This is a genomic window from Streptomyces gelaticus (genome assembly GCF_014649535.1).
Classification (GTDB): domain Bacteria; phylum Actinomycetota; class Actinomycetes; order Streptomycetales; family Streptomycetaceae; genus Streptomyces; species Streptomyces gelaticus.
Genome location: NZ_BMTF01000005.1, coordinates 277189 through 295474 on the forward strand (window position 1 = coordinate 277189; position 18286 = coordinate 295474).

At 67.8% G+C, this 18286-nt stretch carries 16 protein-coding genes, 1 tRNA gene and 1 pseudogene; 4 read left to right on the top strand and 14 right to left on the bottom strand.

Annotated features, from left to right (window positions below; translation table 11 throughout):
• Window positions 1–74: 74 nt before the first annotated feature.
• Window positions 75–3128, bottom strand: coding sequence for an FG-GAP-like repeat-containing protein (locus IE107_RS10160; RefSeq protein ID WP_189543354.1), 3054 nt, complete (start codon window positions 3126–3128; stop codon window positions 75–77).
• A 1109-nt stretch (window positions 3129–4237) separates the two neighbouring features.
• Here IE107_RS10160 and IE107_RS10165 point away from each other — a divergent pair.
• On the top strand, window positions 4238–4837 hold the full coding sequence (locus IE107_RS10165; protein WP_189543356.1) for a hypothetical protein: 600 nt from the start codon (window positions 4238–4240) through the stop codon (window positions 4835–4837).
• A gap of 499 nt (window positions 4838–5336) precedes the next feature.
• On the opposite strand, the gene IE107_RS10170 is transcribed toward IE107_RS10165, so the two are convergent.
• The 5 genes from IE107_RS10170 to IE107_RS10190 form a co-directional block, all read right to left on the bottom strand.
• Window positions 5337–6629, bottom strand: coding sequence for an LAETG motif-containing sortase-dependent surface protein (locus tag IE107_RS10170; RefSeq protein WP_189543358.1), 1293 nt, complete (start codon window positions 6627–6629; stop codon window positions 5337–5339).
• Window positions 6630–7041: 412 nt separating this feature from the next.
• Complete coding sequence (locus tag IE107_RS10175; RefSeq protein ID WP_189543360.1) at window positions 7042–7359, bottom strand: hypothetical protein; 318 nt, start codon at window positions 7357–7359, stop codon at window positions 7042–7044.
• A gap of 13 nt (window positions 7360–7372) precedes the next feature.
• Window positions 7373–8032 (bottom strand): SMI1/KNR4 family protein, encoded by a 660-nt coding sequence (locus tag IE107_RS10180; RefSeq protein WP_189543362.1) that lies wholly within the window; start codon window positions 8030–8032, stop codon window positions 7373–7375.
• 592 nt (window positions 8033–8624) lie between these two features.
• A complete protein-coding gene (locus tag IE107_RS10185) occupies window positions 8625–8828 on the bottom strand; it encodes a cold-shock protein (RefSeq protein ID WP_008735947.1) in 204 nt (67 codons plus the stop codon).
• A 242-nt stretch (window positions 8829–9070) separates the two neighbouring features.
• Entirely contained in the window at window positions 9071–9409 is a 339-nt protein-coding gene (locus tag IE107_RS10190) for a MerR family transcriptional regulator (protein ID WP_189543364.1), read from the bottom strand.
• 937 nt (window positions 9410–10346) lie between these two features.
• Here IE107_RS10190 and IE107_RS10195 point away from each other — a divergent pair.
• On the top strand, window positions 10347–10706 hold the full coding sequence (locus IE107_RS10195) for a GvpU-like protein (RefSeq protein WP_189543366.1): 360 nt from the start codon (window positions 10347–10349) through the stop codon (window positions 10704–10706).
• A gap of 121 nt (window positions 10707–10827) precedes the next feature.
• On the opposite strand, the gene IE107_RS10200 is transcribed toward IE107_RS10195, so the two are convergent.
• The 6 genes and pseudogenes from IE107_RS10200 to IE107_RS10225 form a co-directional block, all read right to left on the bottom strand.
• A complete protein-coding gene (locus IE107_RS10200; protein WP_189543368.1) occupies window positions 10828–11139 on the bottom strand; it encodes an SCO5918 family protein in 312 nt (103 codons plus the stop codon).
• 59 nt (window positions 11140–11198) lie between these two features.
• Window positions 11199–11597 carry a CBS domain-containing protein gene (locus tag IE107_RS10205; protein WP_189543369.1) on the bottom strand — a complete coding sequence of 133 codons (399 nt, stop codon included), beginning with the start codon at window positions 11595–11597 and terminating at the stop codon, window positions 11199–11201.
• A gap of 46 nt (window positions 11598–11643) precedes the next feature.
• Window positions 11644–13149 carry a DEAD/DEAH box helicase gene (locus IE107_RS10210; RefSeq protein WP_189543370.1) on the bottom strand — a complete coding sequence of 502 codons (1506 nt, stop codon included), beginning with the start codon at window positions 13147–13149 and terminating at the stop codon, window positions 11644–11646.
• A 297-nt stretch (window positions 13150–13446) separates the two neighbouring features.
• A complete protein-coding gene (locus IE107_RS10215) occupies window positions 13447–13650 on the bottom strand; it encodes a cold-shock protein (protein WP_015034665.1) in 204 nt (67 codons plus the stop codon).
• A 733-nt stretch (window positions 13651–14383) separates the two neighbouring features.
• Window positions 14384–14728 (bottom strand): annotated as a pseudogene (locus IE107_RS10220) (hypothetical protein); the annotation flags it as partial.
• 83 nt (window positions 14729–14811) lie between these two features.
• Window positions 14812–14885: transfer RNA gene (locus IE107_RS10225), tRNA-Gly, on the bottom strand.
• A 466-nt stretch (window positions 14886–15351) separates the two neighbouring features.
• On the opposite strand from IE107_RS10225, the gene dcd reads away from it, so the two are divergent.
• Entirely contained in the window at window positions 15352–15927 is a 576-nt protein-coding gene (dcd, locus tag IE107_RS10230) for a dCTP deaminase (RefSeq protein WP_189543371.1), read from the top strand.
• Between the two features lie 21 nt (window positions 15928–15948).
• On the top strand, window positions 15949–16446 hold the full coding sequence (locus IE107_RS10235; protein WP_189543458.1) for a phosphoribosyltransferase: 498 nt from the start codon (window positions 15949–15951) through the stop codon (window positions 16444–16446).
• A gap of 90 nt (window positions 16447–16536) precedes the next feature.
• Here the strand turns inward: IE107_RS10235 and IE107_RS10240 are convergent, their stop codons facing one another.
• Window positions 16537–17502 (bottom strand): Yip1 family protein, encoded by a 966-nt coding sequence (locus tag IE107_RS10240; RefSeq protein ID WP_189543372.1) that lies wholly within the window; start codon window positions 17500–17502, stop codon window positions 16537–16539.
• A gap of 189 nt (window positions 17503–17691) precedes the next feature.
• Window positions 17692–18286, bottom strand: a 595-nt coding sequence (locus IE107_RS34795) for a (Fe-S)-binding protein (protein ID WP_229866812.1), incomplete at its 5' end; no start/stop codon positions are given.

An 18286-nucleotide genomic window follows, 5' to 3' on the forward strand; every position in this document is an offset into this window, starting at 1 on the left:
GTTGGGCCTGCGGCATGGAACGGGCCCGGACGAATCACGTTGTCCGGGCCCGCGGGGCAGTGGCAAAGGCCGTCTCAGAACAGGCCCTTGTACCCCTGCCAACCGGTGGCGATCTTCGTACGGCCGCCGAAGGAGCCCTTGCCGTTGCCGTTGTTGCGCCAGACGGTGCCGGAGGTGTCGCGGGAGACGATGTCGGCCTTGCCGTCGCCGGTGATGTCGTCGACGCCCACGATCACGTTGTACGACGAGCCCCAGTCGTTGAAGACCTTCACGCGGCTCTTGAACCTGCCGGTCGCGGTGCCGTCGTAGCGCCACAGCTCGTTCGACCTGTCGTGCACCAGCAGGTCGCCGTAACCGTCGCCGTTGAGGTCACCCGCGCCCAGGATCTTCTTGTAACCCGTCCACTTGGACGCGATCTTCACCCTGGTGGAGAGCTTGCCCGTGCTCGTCGCCTTGTAGAGGTAGACGTCGCCGGTCGAGGACTGGCGGGCGATCAGGTCGGCCCGGCCGTCACCGCTGATGTCCCCGGGCGAGGTCAGCACGTCGTACTGGTTCCAGCCCGTGCCCAGCGAGGTGTACGCGGTGGAAGGCGTCACCGCCGAACCGCACGAGGGCCGGTAGGCGCGCAAAGCGCCGCTGCCGAACCGGACGAGCACGTCGTTGCACCGGTCACCGCTCAGGTCGCCGAAGGGCACCGCCTTCACCGTGGTCGGCCACCCGGAGCCCGTTCGCTTCCCGGTGAACGTTCCCTTCCCCGTCCCGTACTGGTACGTCAGCCCGCCCGAGCCGTTCAGCGTCAACAGCTCGCCGAAGCCGTCCGATCCGACGAAGTCGCGGCGGGCCGCGGCGGCTCCGGTGATCTCGACCGTGCCCGCCTTCGTCAGCGCCGCGCCCTGCCCGTCCGCGGGGGTGACGGTCAGCTTCCAGGAGTAGGCGCCGTTGGGCACCAGCCGGCCGGAGCCGTCCTTGCCGTTCCAGGCCGGGGTCACCACGCCGCGTGCCAGGCCGCCGGAGAGCGTGCGCACGGCCGTACCGGCTCTGTTGTTGATCACGAGCTGCCAGGAGGCCGCGGGCTTGTTCAGCCACCACTTCGGGCTCCACTGCGCGGCGCCGCCCTTGACGTCCACCGAGGCGGCGGCGGTGGCGTCGCGCTGCACGAGAGCGGAGACGGGAACGTCGCTGGAGGTCAGACGGATGGTGTTGTCGGAGCGGAGCTGGGCGATCACGCCGGTGTACGGGTCGACGTCCCAGGCGTTCCCCTCGAACTTCCCGGCGCTGTGCGACACGGGCGTCCCGCTGCGGACGTCGATCACCTTCAGCCGGTCGGCCTCGACCGTCGCGACGAAGCCGTCGCCGAGCTGCGCCTGCTCCCAGCCGGAGCCGGAGACAAGGGTCAGGTTCCGCTGGGTGACGGTGTCGTAGACGCCCTGGCCCTCCGAGTTGAGCACGCAGTTCCACAGCAGCCACCGCCCGACCGCCTGGAAGTCGTTCAGCAGGCAGCCGCGCCCGAACCGGACCGGCTCGCCCTGCTGCCCGGTCAGCAGGTCGACGGGGACCACGGTGTCGTTGCCGGACATCACCCACACGGTGGTGCCCCACATCGCCCGCACGGTCTCCGTCGTCGTGTACACCGTGCGCCCGGTGTCGAGATCGACGATCCGGGTCTCCGCCGCGCCGGTGCTGTCGTACGGCCTGGTCAGGGCGGCGAAGCGGCCGTTGGCGGCGGTCGCGGTCCGGTAGCTGCGGGAGCTGTCGATCCGGGTGCCGGGCAGCGACTGGGCGGCCCCGAGGAACTGGGGCTGCTGGGCGGCGCTCGTGCCGTGGCCGGAGATGACCGTCCGGCCGTCGCCGGTGTCGATGAGACGAGGACGGCCCTCCGAGTAGTCCTCCAGCGCGATACGGCCGCGGGTGGTGCGCGCCCCCGCCGTGGGGGATCCGGCCACGCCGGTCTCCCGGGTGTGGAGATACGACCAGTCACCCACGGGGTCCCGCTCCACGGTGGTCAACCGCCCCTGGGCGAGGGTCAACTGGGAGACCGTGTGTGCGGTCTTTTGGGGGTACGCGTCCGCGATCCGGCGCACGGTGACCCCACCGCCCCCGGTGGCCTCGACGAGGGAGACGCCCCAGTGGTCCGGGTCGGCGCCGCCCGCGACCAGCAGCCCGCCGTCAGGAGTCGGCATGGCCTGCCGTGACGTCCGGGCCAGCAGCGTCCGCGGCGCGGAGCCGTCGAGGGGGACGGCCTCGACCCGTGAGACCGGGCGACTGGTGTCGTAGCGGCCCAGGGAGGAGTCGTACCGGGACACGATGACGGTGTCGCCGACCAGGCCCAGCACCTGCGCGATGTCGCCGACCGCTACGGTTCGCACGGCGGCGGCCGGGTTCTGGCGGGAGGCGACGTGCAGGGTGCCGTCGTAGAACCACACCAGGTGGGTGGGGCTGAGCGCGACCATGTCGTGCCACGACTGCACGGTGTACGGCAGGGCGGTGAAGCGCCCCTGCTCGACATCGAGCCACCCGGTGACTTCGTCGTCGCCCTTCCGGTACCGCACGACCTGTCCGTGTGCGTCGCCGAGCCCCGCGGCGGACCACAGGTGGACGCCGGAGGGGACGCCTTCCACCGTGCGGTCGGTGACGGAGCCGTCGGCCCGGGCGTCCAGGAGGTGCCACACGGAGTCGGCGCCCGGGGTTCCCGCCGTCGTGACGACCGTCGACCCGAGGGTGCTGAAGTACGAGTGCCCGTCGGGGAGCGCGACCGTACTGACCTGGCCGGACGTCATGTTCCGCAGCGTCACGGTCCTGGCGGAGTTGTCGTAGCGGGCGACGACGTCCGAGCCCGCGCCGGCACTCGTGACGCCGTACACGTCCGTGCCCGAGGCATCGACGACCGTGTCGACACCGTCGTACGTCGTCCACAGCTGGCCCCGCCCCTCCTCGTACCGGAGGAACCCCGAGGGCCCCGCGCTCAGCAGGCCCGTCCGGGGAGTCGTGGACATGGTGGCCGGCACGACCACCTCTCCGGTGACCGTCTCCCCATGCGCAATGCCGGCCGTGAGCGGGCCGAGTCCGAGGGCGAGTGTGAAGGAAACAGCGGCGGCGGTGGCGCATCGTACGGGCGCACGTCTGCCCATGCAGGACCTCTCCGGGGAGGGTAGGCGAAGGCTTGGAGAGACTTGTGCGTACGCCGTTGAGCCGCAGGTCATGGACGCGCGGCGCATATGACGTTCAGACACCCCCCAGGCGAGTGGCCGGATTCTAGCACTTTGCATGTACATGACCTATGGGTCGCAGAACGGTGGTGATGACTGGTCACCGCGCACCACCACGAGACCCCGAGCCCTGAGTCGGGTCCCCGTCATGGGGTGGGTGACGAGAATCGAACTCGCGCTCCGAGCTTGGGAATCACCCCGGCACTTGGTCCCGCGTATGGCCTCTGAGCTGCGGATACGCGCGCAGAGGGCCTCCTCGTCGGCGATCCCCCGGATCAGTTCGGGTCTCGCTGCACTCGCAGTCGGGGGGTGTGATGAGGCGGTCGTTGCTGCACGGGTTGTCGGTGGCGCGTACTGGCGTGCCCACAGCGTTCCGCCGCTGTTCGTACGCCTTGAGGAGCCACGATGCCCGGAGACACACCCGAGCTCCCCGCGAAAAATGCCGGGGGCTGGGATTGCGATCTCGAAACCGGCAGAGACCGCTGTTGACTTCCGTAATCGCGGAACCCTGCATGGTGGTTCGCAGTCGTCGGCGTGTCGCTGAGAACGGAAAGCCCACCCAATTTTGATTCGATCGGAGTTGTCGCTCGGTGCGCGCAGTTCGGTGTTCTGTCCGGGGGGCGCAGGGTGCTGTGAATGCGCAATCTGCTTGTGTTGTCCCTAAAAGGGGTATCCCGTAATCCCTTGCGGGTGCGCGGCGACAGCTACGGCGCCTTCCGGCATTGTCGGAACTTCCGCATACATCCGGTATGCGGACGCCCGTCCGTCTTGCGATGCGCCACATCTGACACCGCACGCTGGTCCACCAGGGATTACGGGGCAGTCCTTGGGTCGCGCGCCGAATTTCTCTATGAGTGCTGCGTTTCTTCGGCGGTGCAGGGGGAGTTGTCCGCTGCTCTCCTGGAAGGAATTGCTCGCAGGTCGGCCGGTGCCGCCGTGAGTGCAGGACATGCGTAATGGGAAGTGACTGATCATTTTCGTGGTAGAGTCTTAATGAATTCGCAGGACGCCGCGATTAAAAGGGGAATGGCGTGAATACCGAGAAGGTTACGGCTCGACGTCTTACGGCCGAAGAGATTTCAGGCTTGGGCCCCCAGGACGCTATCTTCGTCTCGGCAGGGATGAGTGGCCTTCCTCTCGACTGCTATGCCCCGGCTTTCCTCACGGAGCCGGGCAAGAATTTCGAGGGAGGGTCCTTCGCTGCGAGGACGGTTTTCGGTGAGGAGGTTCACGTCCTCCCGGACAACGCTGAGGAGGCCGGGATCTGGATCGCTGACAAGGCGGGCGAGGAAATCGAGGTTCTCCAGAGTGCCGGCGTCCTCCTGAACCTTGCCCTCTTCGTGCCCAGCGGGAACAAGGAATCCCTGGAGTCGCTCTACTCCGCCGCGCGGGACGCGTTCGGTGCGGGGGTTGTTCAGCGCTGGAGCGAGGAAGTCGTCGCGGTGCCGGACGTCAAGGTCGACCTGTACGAGGAGCCGGCCCGGGCGCGGAAGAACGCGAACAACCAGAACCGCGACCGCCGCGCCCTGGACATCTACCCGACCCGAGTGCGGTTCCTGGAGCCCAGCGAGGGCTGGAAGTTCATCGTCGAACCGCACAAGGAAATCGTCGATGACACGCCGACGATCTGACCTGATGGCAGCCTGGATGCCACGCCGGATGCACAAGCAAACTCCCGGTGGCGGATTCAAGAGGGCGTAACAACCCGCTGGTCAAGCGGCTGTTGTCAGCAGTTCGGTCAGACGCTCGGCTGGGGTTTCCCAGCCGGGCGTTCTGCGTGGGCGGGAGTTGGATTCCGCAGCGACAGCGTCCAGGCGGTCGTGGCACCGAGGATGGCGGGCGGGGCGAAGACGGCAGAGACGGCAGTCCGGTCCACAACCACCGGGATGCCTCCGGGCCAGTTCTGCGCGGCGGTCAAGACCCCAGCCGACGGCGGTGCCGAGAAATGGGGCGTACGGCCCCGATGCGCCCCGAGAAACAGGCTGCACGCCTCCGCAAGGACATCGACGTCGACAACGTCACCGTCATCGTGCGAAGGCGGCCCCCGAGTTGGCCACCGGCTGGCGGGCGGAAGGGCCTGCCAAGTCCGAGGGGAGGTGGGGTGCCCGGTCGGCACCCCACCCCCATGCATCAGGCGTGGAAGCCGGCCTTGCGGCGGCGTACGAGGAACACCGCGCCCCCGCCGATCGCCACGGCCGCACCGCTCGCGACGGCAAGCTGCGGCATCGCGGAGGACGAGCCCGTGGCGGCGAGGCTGCCGCTCACCGGACGGGACGCGCTGCTCTGCGCCTTGACGTCCGAGGTGTTCGGCTTGGTGGTGCTGGGCTTGGCGTCGTCGACCTTGCCGGGCTTGCTGCCCGCGGCGGCGATCAGGAACTCGTAGCCTTCGAGGTCCGGGTTCCCGCCGCAGGTGCCGTTGTCGTTGAAGTAGTCACCTGCGACGAAGGTGACGCCGTTGCCTGCGGGGGCCGAGGCGTCGATCTTGAGGCGCATCTTGATGTCGGCGTGGGCGCCGGCCTTCAGCGGGCTGATGGCGTCCATGTAGTGCTTGTTGTCGACGGTCTTCCACTTCGAGGACGAGGCGGAGGACCACTGCAGGTGCACCAGGTCGTCGATGCTCTTGAGCCCGCTCCGGTCGGTCGCGTGGACGTAGGCGAACGGAAGCACCTCGTCCATCGTCTTGTCGGTGCCGTTGGTCACCCGGAGATTGAAGTCGACCTTCGTGCCGGCGACGACGGTGGACGGCAGACCCGTGACGACCGTGGTGAGCCTGGCCTCCGGGACGCAGTCCTCACCGCCCTCGCCACCCTCCTCCTCTTCCTCCTTCGCCTTGGCCAGTGCCTCGTCGGCGGCGGTCTTGTCAGCGAGGGCAGCCTTGGTGGCCTTCTGCGCCTGGTTCAGCTTCCGGGCCGCCGCGACCCGCTCGTCGTCCCGCGCGTCCAGGGCTTCCACGACCGCGGCGTCGGCGGCGGCCTTGGTCTCCTTGGCGGTCTCGGCGTCGGCCTTCGCTTCGGTGAGCTTGGTCGCGGCGGCGGCCTTCTCCTCCTCGGTGGCCGTTTCCGGGAGTGCGTCGACCATGGCCTGGGCGTCGATGACCGCCTGGTCGGCGTTCACCTTCGCGGCGGCGGCCTCCGCCGCCGCGGCCTCGGCGGCCTTGGCGGCCACGGCCAGAGGATGGGTGTCGGACAGGGCGGCTTCCAGAGCCGCCTTGGCGGCACTCTCGGCCTCTACGGCGTCGTCGTACGTCGCCTTCGCGGCGGCGGCGGCCTTTTCCAGCTCCGCGATGGACGGCTTGTCCTGCGTCTTGTCCTGCGTCTGTGCTGCCGGCTTGTCGTCGGCGAACGCGGGGGTGACCGACAGCAGGAGAGCAGGCATGGTCACTGCGGCGGCAACAGCTGTGGCAAGAATCGGGCGAATCTTCACAAGAGCCCTTCGGTGTCCGGAAAAAGAGAAGAAGGGGTCGCAGCGGGAGGGGGCACGCAGATGCGACTTGAGGGGATCGTAGGGCCGGGCCAACGGTCCACCACCACGAGTTCTTCACCTGTGCCGGCTGATACCACAGCACCGTGGCCGACAGAAAAGGCGAAAGGGCGCAGTTGTATTCACCACCTGCGCTTTCGCTGTGATCAATGCCACAGACCCCTGGGTGCGGTGTTCCGCGTGTTTCCGGCGCGCCGCCCGCCTCGGCGAACGCCTGCACCTCCGGGCGGAAAGCCCTTGTGAGTCCAGGACAACGGTTTCGATGCGCTCACAAGCGCGCCTCTCTCTGCGACGAGGCCACGGGGCTCAGCCTGAATGGGCAGGTGGTCCCCCACCAAGGAATCGAGCGGCGTCCCTATTGCGTCGAGTCGCAACTCTCGCAGCGGCTCACAGCGGCCCGCTCGATGTTGCCCTGGGCAGCGCGGAGCGGGCTGGAGGGCGCGAGACGACGCCATGCCCCGGGCGAGGGGGTGAGCACCCAGCCGTAGCGGGGCGGCCGGATGTCGACCGGGTCGATGTGCGTGCAGCCGGGGAGGTGGGCCTTGCCGCTGGCGTGGATGATGATCGCAGCCGCCGGCCACTCGTCCCAATCACCGGTGGATGTACTGCTGCGAGGTGCGCGCGGAGCGCAGTCCGCGCAGTTGTGCATTTCATGGCGTTCGCAGTACTGCATGGTCCTCACCCTGTCAGGTTTCGAGTCGCTGCTCGGTGCGATCGAGCCAACTTCGGTACCAGCACGCGAAGTCAAGCCCGGTCGGCTCGATCCCTCGGTCCATCGGTCTCAGATCCTCCCAGATGGCACCTCGGTGCGGACCCGTCATCACCATCAGCGACGCATAGCCGCATCCCTGCTCGCTGAGAAACACCGTGCCCGCCTCCTGTGCGTCATGCAGCTCCTCGTAGTGCGCATCCCAGGCCGCGTACGCGCGGCGGAACTCCTCGTCGGCGGCGAAGGCGTCCTTCTCGGGCTCCTGCGCCTCAAGCGCGGCAAGCTCACTTTGCAGCGCCTCGGCCACGAAGGGCCGTCCGGCGAACTCGGCGGTGGTCGGCTGCGCGGAGAAGGCGAGCCCGATGCCGCGCCACTGCCACCCACCGTCGCCCAAGGTCGGTGTCGTCAGGCCGTAGTCGGGGCCGGCTCCCCCTCCTCCGACATGGAGGAGAAAACTCCGATACTGCGCGGGCAGATCCACGCCCAGGTCCGCCTCCAGTGCCCGGAGCTGTTCCTCGCTCATGACCGGACCGAGGCGAAAGCCATGCCCCCGTGCCCCGAAGACTTTGTCCGCTCCGGGGCGTTCGGCGAGCCGGAGCACCCGCTCCCGCACTCCCGCCCACGTGTCCTCACTCATGGGTACACGCTAGGGCGACGCGCACTGTACCGACCCGGAATTTACCGTGGAGCACGAGTGTCCAGCGCACGCTGCCCTCTGCCGTCGCCGGCGTGATCGCTCGCGACGGCAGGAGCCAGGCTGGCGGGCTCGCCGGCCATACGCGGCAAGGGTGTCGGCTGCACCGGCCGAGAAACCTGAGAGGTCTGGACAACAGTGAAACACCAAGTCTCTGACCTGGGGCTTCATCCGAAGGGCGGGTGACGGGAATCGAACTCGCGCTCTGAGCTTGGGAATCACCCGGTACTTGATGGCCCGCAGGGCTCCTGACCTGTGAGAACGCCCACTGAAGGTGCTGTTCTGGCCGTATCGGCCGATCCCTTGTTGACCGCTGTTCACCGCCGATACCGGCACGTTGTGGCACGCGGTGCTGCCAGGGGGACGGAGTAGGCGAAGCCCCTGCCCGGTACCGCCGTTTCCCGGCCGGCACCCCGCGCGCATACATCCAAACCCCGCACGAGCGTGAGCGAGCCCCGGACCGAGTCGGTCCGGGGCCGCCATAGCCTGCGGCCAGACCCAGGGGATCCTGGTTCCGCCGGTGGAGTGGGTGAGGTCAGGCCGGGTTGATGTTCTCCGCCTGGGGGCCCTTCTGGCCCTGGGTGACGTCGAACGTCACGACCTGACCCTCCTGGAGCTCACGGAAGCCCGAGGAGTTGATCGCCGAGTAGTGGGCGAAGACGTCCGGGCCGCCACCGTCCTGAGCGATGAAGCCGAAGCCCTTCTCCGCGTTGAACCACTTCACAGTTCCCGTAGCCATGTCTCATGCCTTCCAGTCGATTCACGACTTCCGCTGCATGCGGAAGACGGAGGTGATCGTCCTGGTTCCTGCGGCACAGCACAGCAGAACGCCCACACCGAAGGGGTGGGCAGAGGGAACTTCCGAACCACGACAACTCACCGGGACGGTACACGGCCGCACACTCCGTCACCAGAGGAATCGCCTGCATCTGTGCGCGGTGCCCGCCGGTGTCCGGTGATGTCCGGCGGGCGCGCACCGCCTCAGTCCTCGGTCGGCGGCTCTGCCGATTCGGCGGCGCGGCGGTACTCGGCGTTGATGCGCTGCGCCTCTTCCAGCTGGTCTTCCAGAACGACGATGCGACAGGCGGCCTCGATGGACGTGCCCTGGTCGACCAGTTCGCGGGCGCGGGCGGCGATGCGCAGTTGGTAGCGGGAGTAGCGGCGGTGGCCGCCCTCCGAGCGCAGGGGGGTGATCAGGCGGGCTTCGCCGATGGCGCGGAGGAAGCCCTGGGTGGTGCCGAGCATCTCGGCGGCCCGGCCCATCGTGTAGGCGGGGTAGTCGTCGTCGTCAAGCCGGCCGTACGAGTCGTCTGCTGTCACTTGCACCTCTCTTGTGGAACGCATGGAGGGGCCCTGGTGCCGTACGGCACCAGGGCCCTGAAGGAACTACTACACCACCTGCCGGCCCTGATACTGCACCGGCATTCTGTGTCCGCAGACCCGACCTGGCTGCTGTCGGGAGTGCGGGGATCGCGGTTGCTTGACCGGAGACCACCTCACTATCGATGTCCTGCGGTACCCGGGCTCAATGCTCCGGCCCGGGCGATCCTGATGGCGCGGGCTCCTCCGTTCTTCCCTCGGTGATCAACTACCTACCATGGGGCACTGCGTACTGCTGGTACTGCACTACTGCGTACTGCTGGTGATGCGAACTGCTCAGCGGCCTGTGACAGCGCCGCTCTCCGGCAGCCAGCCCCGTTGCCCTTCCTGCGTCTGCTCTGGCTTGGAACCCCACTGCCGAACTTCCCGGTGCGCGCGTCCGCAGCCGACGCCTTCACCGAGGTACCGCTCAGTCACTTCACTGCTGGGTACTGCGAACTGCACTCACGGGTACCGCAACTTCCATGACAGCGGTCCCGCTCTGGCGGCCCCTCACTGCGGGCCACCCGGTCCGGCCGTCAGTCCCGTCGCCGTCCTGCGACAACCCTGGCTTCGAAACTCCACTGCCGCACCGTCCTGCAACTACATGTACTGCCGGCAGTTCATCTCTGCCAGGCCCTGCTGTCTCTCTGGGGTACGAGAGAAACCATAACCACGCCACCACTCAATGTCTACTCCGGCCAATAGAGATTTTCGCGTGTCCCGTGAGGAGGTAATTGACCTCGCCGGAGGCTCCGGCTGGCCCGTGGTCAACCGGCTCGCCAGAGCGACCGCGGTCATCCGCCGGGTCTCCGAGGGGAAGACAGCGACTGTCCGTCTTGCTCGGCAGCACGACCGGTCGAGGGGACGGGACGACTCGTGAATAGGATCGGCTCTCATGTCGAAGCCTGACGAGCTGCTCGTTGACGTCGCCACGTTGGTGGAGTCCGGGCACAGCAATCAGATGTCCCTGACCGTGGTCACCGGTGGCGCTGTCATCACCGGCCGGCTGGCGCCCGAAGCCGTGTGGAGGCAACGGGTGTCGGAGGTCCTGACGGACTCGTCCCATCTGGGCGAGTTCTCCGCCATGTTCACCGCTACGACGCGAGGGGAGGGGCCGCCCGCGTATCTGCACTTCCATATGGCGCGGATCCTTCAGGGCACGGTGGGGATCCCGGAGACGGGTGGGATGTACCGCGTCTCGATCGCGGATGTCAGCGCCTGGACCATGGGCGACTTCAGCTACTCCGATCACTGACGTCGCGCCACGCAGAGAAACCCACCGGTACGCGGGAGGGCCCGACCGGCGTGTGCCGGTCGGGCCCTCTTGGCTGTTCGGTTGTCAGCTCGCGCTTCCCATCAGCCAAACGGTCAGACAGTCAGACGGCCACCGGGACGCCGAGCATCGCGGAGGCGTGCTGGAGCGGGCTGAGGGCGCGGGTGGGGGCGGCGGTCCGGGGGAGGCGGCGGCAGGTGAAGCCGAGCTTGGTCATGGCCCGGAGGACTTCGTCGGCGCTGAAGTCGCGGCGATCCTGGCGGGTGATGACCTCGCCGACCTGCTTGACAGGGTAGGCGCGGCGGCCGATGGTCACGGACTCGCCGACGACCTCCTCGGGCTTGATGCCCTTCATGGAGTCCAGGACGCCGCTCCTGGTGAGTTCGAACGGGAAGCGGGCGATAACACAGCGCACGATGCCTCACAGGGATCACAGAGATGAGGAAGGAGATTGTTCCGCCGTGGTGAGACGGTTCAGAGGGCCAGGGCGAGGACGCCCGACGCGCTGTCCTGTTCGTCCACGGCGGACGGAGCAGCGGGCCGGCGGTGGGGCGTGGCGTGCTCGGCCGTCATGGTGGCGGGCGAGGTGTGCGGCCCGCGGTCGCCGAGGATGTCGCGCAGCTGGAGCCGGTCCGAGTAGGTGGGGCCGTCGCGGACGACGGTGAGCTGGGCCCGGGTCATCAGTCCGGTGCACAGACCGTCGTTGTCGCAGACCCTCAGGTGTCCGGTCCTGGCACTGGCCATGACGGACAGGGCCACCTCGACGGTCATGTCGTCGCAGACCTGTGGCGCGGCCGTGTCCATGGCGTCGAGCGCCGTCCGGGGCACGGGGCCGGCGGTCGCCGGGTGGGGCTGTATCCGGACCAGTGTCACAACGTGCCTCCTGCAGAGATGGGTCAGCTTCCGGATCACGCGGTGCTCAGGCCGCCGCGTCGAAGGCGGGCTGTCGCCCGCTCACGCGCCGGGCAGCCGCGGCCGGGCTGCGACGAGCGCGGGAGGCCGTGCCGCGCTTGCGCCGCTCGGGTGCCGGCGCGGTGATCGTCACGGGGATGCCGGAGGGGGTCCGGGCGCCGGTGATCCGGCGGAGCGCTTCCTCGCCGGAGCGGACCTGGGTGGTCCGGGGCACGATGCCCGCGGCCGCCATGAGGCGCGTCATGTCGCGGCGCTGGTTGTTGGTGACCAGGGTGACGACACTGCCGGACTCGCCGGCCCGCGCGGTACGGCCGCCGCGGTGGAGGTAGTCCTTGTGGTCGGTCGGCGGGTCCACGTTCACGACGAGGTCGAGGTGGTCGACGTGAATGCCGCGCGCCGCGACGTTCGTCGCGACCAGGACGGTGACGTGTCCTGTCTTGAACTGGGCGAGGGTGCGGGTGCGCTGCGGCTGTGACTTGCCGCCGTGCAGGGCGGCAGCCCGGACACCGCTGGCGAGGAGGTCCTGGGTGAGGCGGTCCACGGCGTGCTTGGTGTCCAGGAACATGATCACCCGGCCGTCGCGCGCCGCGATCTCCGTCGTCAGCCGGTGCTTGTCGGCACCGTGCACGTGCAGCACGTGATGTTCCATCGTGGTGACCGCGCCCTGGGAGAGGTCCACGGAGTGGACGACGGGGTCGGTGAGGTAGCGACGGACCAAGAGGTCGACGTTACGGTCCAGGGTCGCGGAGAACAGCATGCGCTGGCCCTCGGGGCGGACCTGGTCCAGGAGCGCGGTGACCTGCGGCATGAAGCCCATGTCGGCCATCTGGTCGGCCTCGTCCAGGACGGTGATGGCGACCTGGTTCAGCCGGCAGTCGCCGCGGTCGATGAGGTCCTTGAGGCGACCGGGGGTGGCGACGACGACTTCGGTGCCGCCCCGCAGCGCATTCGCCTGCCGGCCGATCGGCATCCCGCCGACGACGGTGGCCAGGCGCAGCTTCACGGCTCGGGCGTAAGGGGTGAGGGCATCGGTGACCTGCTGAGCGAGTTCCCGGGTGGGAACCAGGACCAGGGCCAGCGGCTGACGGGGCTCGGCGCGCTGCCCGGCGGTGCGGGCCAGCAGGGCCAGGCCGAAGGCGAGAGTCTTGCCGGAGCCGGTCCGGCCGCGGCCCAGGACGTCACGGCCCGCCAGAGAGTTCGGCAGCGTCGCACCCTGGATCGGAAACGGCGTGGCCACGCCTTGCGCGGTGAGCGCGGCCAGCAGGCTCGTCGGCATGTCGAGGTCGCTGAACACCTCGACTGCGGGCAGCGCCGGAGTGATCGTCTCGGGCAGGGCGAACTCTCCCTGCATCGCGGCGGGCCGCCGGCCACCCGAACGGTTCGGACCTGCCGAACGGCTCGGGCCGGACGAAGCGGAGCGACTGCCCCGAACCGAACCGGCAGCGGAGTCGTACCCGTGGCCGCCGTTGCGGCGGGCACGGGAGGAACGGCTGTTCGTGCGTGTGGGGTTCATACAGAACCTTCCTTGATACGGCACGTATCAAGGAATTCCGCAGCGAAATAGCAGCACGGGGAATCACAGGAACGGACCGACTGGAATGCGAACGCGGCCCACGGGAAATCCGTGTCGACGTAAGCAAAAATGGAGGATGGCGTGCGAAAAAGAATCCGGTGCATCGCCGGGCGCGACTCCGAGGAGGCTGCGTCCCTCAATAGTGTGTTCCCGTGGACGAAACCGCTACGGAAATGCGTGCAGCTGGAGCCCGCACCCCGAGGGATGCGGGCCCCAGCTACGAAATGCGCGCCGGTGTCAGGCGGAAACGATGTTCTCGGCCGTCGGGCCCTTCTGGCCCTGCGCGATGTCGAAGCTGACCTTCTGGCCTTCCTGCAGTTCGCGGAAGCCCTGGGCGGCGATGTTCGAGAAGTGGGCGAACACGTCCGGGCCGCCACCGTCCTGCTCGATGAAGCCGAAACCCTTTTCCGCGTTGAACCACTTCACGGTGCCATTAGCCATGTCATATCTCCTTTGGGCAGTACACCGGAATCCGTACTGTACGGAAACCGTGTCGCCGCGATGATGCCCCGCCCGGAAAATGACCGGAAATACAAAGCGCTTCCCTGCGGCATCGAGGCCGACCGGAGGCGCTTGAAGTTTTTTTGGGTACCAAAACTGCAACCGAGTCCGACAGTAGCACGACGTGGGGGCTTGTGTGCGTCAAATATTTCCCCGTGCGTGCTGCGGCAGAAACTCTCCCAGTAAGGGCTGTTAAATTCTGAGGTCGCCGACACAGGTATTCATTTACCTCGAGTGCAGCGTTTTTCGAAAGCGAGGAGGCCAATCGGCTGCGACGTCTGCAGTCCATCGGGACCTGCGTCTGCGGGCCGGGGCCTCCGGGGCGCCCTCCCGACAGCTCGCAGGAGACCCTGTGGCCGCGAGCCCGCCGACCTCGTCCGGTCAACCATCCTTCTGGGAAGGCGAGTTCTCGTAGCAAGCCCAGTGGGCAAGTGCCGTGGCCGCCCCCGGACGGCGGGCCGTGGGTGATCTGGCTCGACTTCTGTGACGTAGGCACGCCGAGTGACGCATGCCCTCCTGGGACGCGTCCACAGCGTCGACAAGCAAAAGGGGCGTCCGGAGGTCCAACGGTTCCGGCGGTGACGGCTGTCTTGGTCCATCGGGCCGAGGGAGGCTTGGCGAACCGCGGATGGGCTGCGGGGGCTTCGGCTCCGTGGCGGAGGTGGCTGTCGGCTCAATCGAGGGTGGCGAGATGATCGGCGTCGTCGCCGCGCCACTCGATGAGAAAGATGGCCGCGTCGTCGCTGGTGACACCGCCTCGTTCCTGTTCCAGGGCGTGGGAGAGCGCGCGCACCACCGGCCGGCCGCACCGCCGTGTGGTCACGGACGGCTCGGTTGGTCCACTCGATGAGTTGCTCTTCACCGAACAGATCATCTGCGCGGTGACAAAGTGGTCGTTGCCGAACTGCTCATTGATGGCCCTGTCCATGAATGCACACACCTGGGACAGGCCGGTGTCGGCCCGCTTCGTGTGGCGGTAGGTCTTGGTAGCCTCCGTCGCCATGGCCGCCGCGTACAGGCGAGCGCGCGGAGGGCACGGAGAGGCTGAAGATGCCTAGAGATAACAAAGAAGCCCCTGGGCGCTGGCCTGGGGCTTTTTCATGGAGCGGGTGACGAGAATCGAACTCGCGCTCTGAGCTTGGGAAGCTCATGTTCTACCATTAAACTACACCCGCGAAGCGTCCCGCTCGCGCGGCGCTACCGTCCCATACTGTACCCCATCGCAGGTCCCCGGCGTTTGAGCCGTGGGGCCTTTTTGTTGTGGGCGGGAGGTGGATGCGGTTGTCGTGAGCGGGAGTTGGGGGCGTAGCGTGGGTGGTCGGAGTGCCGCCTGGAGCGGCGTCCTGTTCATCCCCTAATGTGGCTTTTTCGTCCAAGGCTTGTTGGGGAAGGGACTTGATGGACTCCATGGAGCGCACCGTCGTCCGCTGTGCCGAAGGGCACGTTTTCGCTACCGCTTCGTTCCCGATGCAGCAGCTCGGGGCCGGGCGGATCGGTCCCGGTCGGCTCATTCGCTGTCCGCGTTGTGCGCGGTTGCGGCATGCCGTGCCGGTGGTGTCCGAGCAGCGGTAGGCGGCGGTGGCAGGCGCGCGGGTGGTCCCGGATTGGGGTGGGCCCGCGCGTTCTGCGTATCCTCGGGGCGTGCTTCTCTCAGATAAGGACATCCGGGCCGAGATCGACGCCGGACGTGTGCGCATTGATCCGTTCGACGAGTCGATGGTGCAGCCCTCGAGCATCGATGTGCGGCTCGACCGCTACTTCCGGGTGTTCGAGAACCACCGCTATCCACATATTGATCCGGCCGTCGAGCAGGCCGATCTGACGCGCATGGTCGAGCCGGACGGGGACGAGGCGTTCATCCTGCACCCCGGTGAGTTCGTGCTCGCATCGACGTACGAAGTCATTTCGCTGCCGGACGATCTCGCCTCGCGGCTGGAGGGCAAGAGTTCGCTGGGGCGGCTCGGGCTTGTGACGCATTCGACCGCCGGGTTCATCGACCCCGGATTCTCCGGGCACGTGACGCTGGAGCTGTCGAATCTGGCGACACTGCCGATAAAGCTGTGGCCGGGAATGAAGATCGGGCAGCTGTGCATGTTCCGGCTGAGTTCGCCCGCGGAGTTCCCGTACGGCTCCGAGCGGTACGGGTCGCGGTACCAGGGCCAGCGCGGGCCGACCGCGTCGCGTTCCTTCATGAATTTCCATCGGACCCAGGTGTGATGTCCCGTGAGCAGCAGCGGTGTGGATGACGTGCGGGAGAACCTGACCTACGAGGGGTTCGGCCGCGCCGTGCGTGAGCTGGCGCAGACCGTGGCGGACGACGGGTTCGAGCCCGATGTCGTGCTGAGCATCGCGCGCGGCGGGGTGTTCGTCGCCGGCGGGCTCGCCTACGCGCTCGACTGCAAGAACATTCACCTGGTGAATGTGGAGTTCTACACCGGCGTGGGCACCACCCTGGAAATGCCGGTCATGCTGGCACCGGTGCCGAACGTCATCGACTTCTCGGACAAGAAGGTCCTGATCGCCGACGATGTCGCCGATACCGGGAAGACGCTGAAGCTGGTGCGTGATTTCTGTATCGATCATGTCGCCGAGGTGCGCAGCGCGGTCATCTACGAGAAGTCGCATTCGCTGGTGAAGTGCGAATACGTGTGGAAGAAGACCGACCGCTGGATCAACTTCCCGTGGAGCGTGGACAAGCCGGTCGTGCGGCGCAGTGGGCAGGTTCTGGACGCCTGAGCCCGAGCCGTGAACAGGATGTGAGAAACCCCCGGCACACTCGGTGTGCCGGGGGTTTTCGGTTTCCTCGGGCAGGTGGCTCCGTGGGTGTCAGAGCGTGCCCAGTTTGATGATCGACAGCAGAGCGATCAGCTGGATCGCGGACGCGCCCAGTGCCTTCGGCCACGGCAGGTCGTGCGATTTGCTCACCATCGAGGTGAAGAGCGCGGCCGAGGCCAGCCAGGTGCCCCAGCCGAGAATCTGGACCAGGGAATTCTCGCCGCCGAGGAAGACCGCGAATATCAGGCGGGGCGCGTCCGTGATCGACATGATCAGCATGGACAGGCCCACCGTCGGCTGCCACGCGCCGTCGCCGCCCAGCTGGCGGGCGAGGGTGTGCGTGACCGCGCCCAGGACCAGGCCGCCGATGACGAAGCCGAGGCCCGTGATGATGACGTAGGGCACCGCTGTGGAGATCGTCGCGTGGATCGCGTCGTCCCGGGCCTGGTCGAAGCCGAAGAGCGCGAGCAGGCCGTACAGGAACGTGACGATGAGCGCCGGACCCCAGACGGGGTAGTCGCGCATCTGCCAGAACGTCGGTCCCGGGCGGAGCACGATGCCGGTGAGCAGCTCCTTCCAGTGCAGCCGGGGGCCCGCGGGCTGGGCGGGGGCCTGGCCGGCGCGGTAGGTGTCGCCGGGGCCGTACGGGTCCTCGCCGATGCTGAACGCCTGGGTGTGGCCGGGGGAGTTGGCGTACGGGTCGCCCTGCTGGGGGGAGCCGTGGGGGTGCTGGGGCTGGTGGTACGGGTCGCCGAAGTACTCCGGCTCACCCTGGCCGCCGCCGTTGTAGCCGTGCCCGCCACCGCCGTGCCCGCCACCGCCGTGCCCACCGTTGCCGTACCCGCCGTTGCCTCCGTTGTTGTACGGGGGCGGGGCCGCGTTGCCTCCTGTCGGCGGCCAGGGCTGCTGGCCGTACGGCGGTGGTGCCTGTGTGCCGTACGGCTGCTGCCGCGGTTGCTGCTGCGCTTGCTGCGGGGTGCGGTTGTCCCGGCCGCGTCCGATCCTGAATCCAGCCACGTCACCGAACGTACCTGGTCCGGGCCGGTGCGGTCAGAGGGCCTGGGGAACCTGCCCGCCATTGCGGCCGAGCTGTGACATCCCCTAGGGGAACCCCGGGGGGACAGCCCCAGGGAAACGCGGATGCAGAAAGCGGCCGGTCCCGCCCCCGAGGCAGGTCCGGCCGCTTCTGTCATGCGACTGAGCGGGTTACTTCACCGGCTCCGGCTCCGGCTCGTCCGCCGACTCCGTCTCCCCGGCCGGGTCGGCAGGGGTCTTCACGGAGTCCAGCAGCAGCTGCGAGACGTCGACCACCTGGACCGACTCCTTCGCCTTGCCGTCGTTCTTCTTGCCGTTGACCGAGTCGGTCAGCATGACGAGGCAGAACGGGCAGGCGGTGGAGACGATGTCGGGGTTCAGCGACAGAGCTTCGTCGACGCGCTCGTTGTTGATGCGCTTGCCGATCCGCTCCTCCATCCACATCCGGGCACCACCGGCGCCGCAGCAGAAGCCGCGCTCCTTGTGGCGGTGCATCTCCTCGTTCCTGAGGCCCGGGACCTTCGCGATGATCTCGCGCGGCGGGGTGTAGATCTTGTTGTGACGGCCCAGGTAGCACGGGTCGTGGTACGTGATCAGGCCCTCGACCGGGGTCACCGGGATCAGCTTGCCCTCGTCGATGAGGTGCTGGAGCAACTGGGTGTGGTGGATGACCTCGTACTCGCCGCCGAGCTGCGGGTACTCGTTGGCGATGGTGTTGAAGCAGTGCGGGCAGGTCGCGACGATCTTCTTCGACGACTTCGGCTTC

Bases quoted from the DNA above. Each gene is read 5' to 3' on its own strand.
- IE107_RS10185 (WP_008735947.1), bottom strand. From the start codon at position 8,828: ATGGCTACGGGAACTGTGAAGTGGTTCAACGCGGAGAAGGGCTTCGGC.
- IE107_RS10180 (WP_189543362.1), bottom strand. From the start codon at position 8,032: ATGAGTGAGGACACGTGGGCGGGAGTGCGGGAGCGGGTGCTCCGGCTC.
- IE107_RS10160 (WP_189543354.1), bottom strand. From the start codon at position 3,128: ATGGGCAGACGTGCGCCCGTACGATGCGCCACCGCCGCCGCTGTTTCC.
- IE107_RS10195 (WP_189543366.1), top strand. From the start codon at position 10,347: ATGTCGAAGCCTGACGAGCTGCTCGTTGACGTCGCCACGTTGGTGGAG.
- IE107_RS10175 (WP_189543360.1), bottom strand. From the start codon at position 7,359: ATGCAGTACTGCGAACGCCATGAAATGCACAACTGCGCGGACTGCGCT.
- IE107_RS10215 (WP_015034665.1), bottom strand. From the start codon at position 13,650: ATGGCTAATGGCACCGTGAAGTGGTTCAACGCGGAAAAGGGTTTCGGC.
- IE107_RS10210 (WP_189543370.1), bottom strand. From the start codon at position 13,149: ATGAACCCCACACGCACGAACAGCCGTTCCTCCCGTGCCCGCCGCAAC.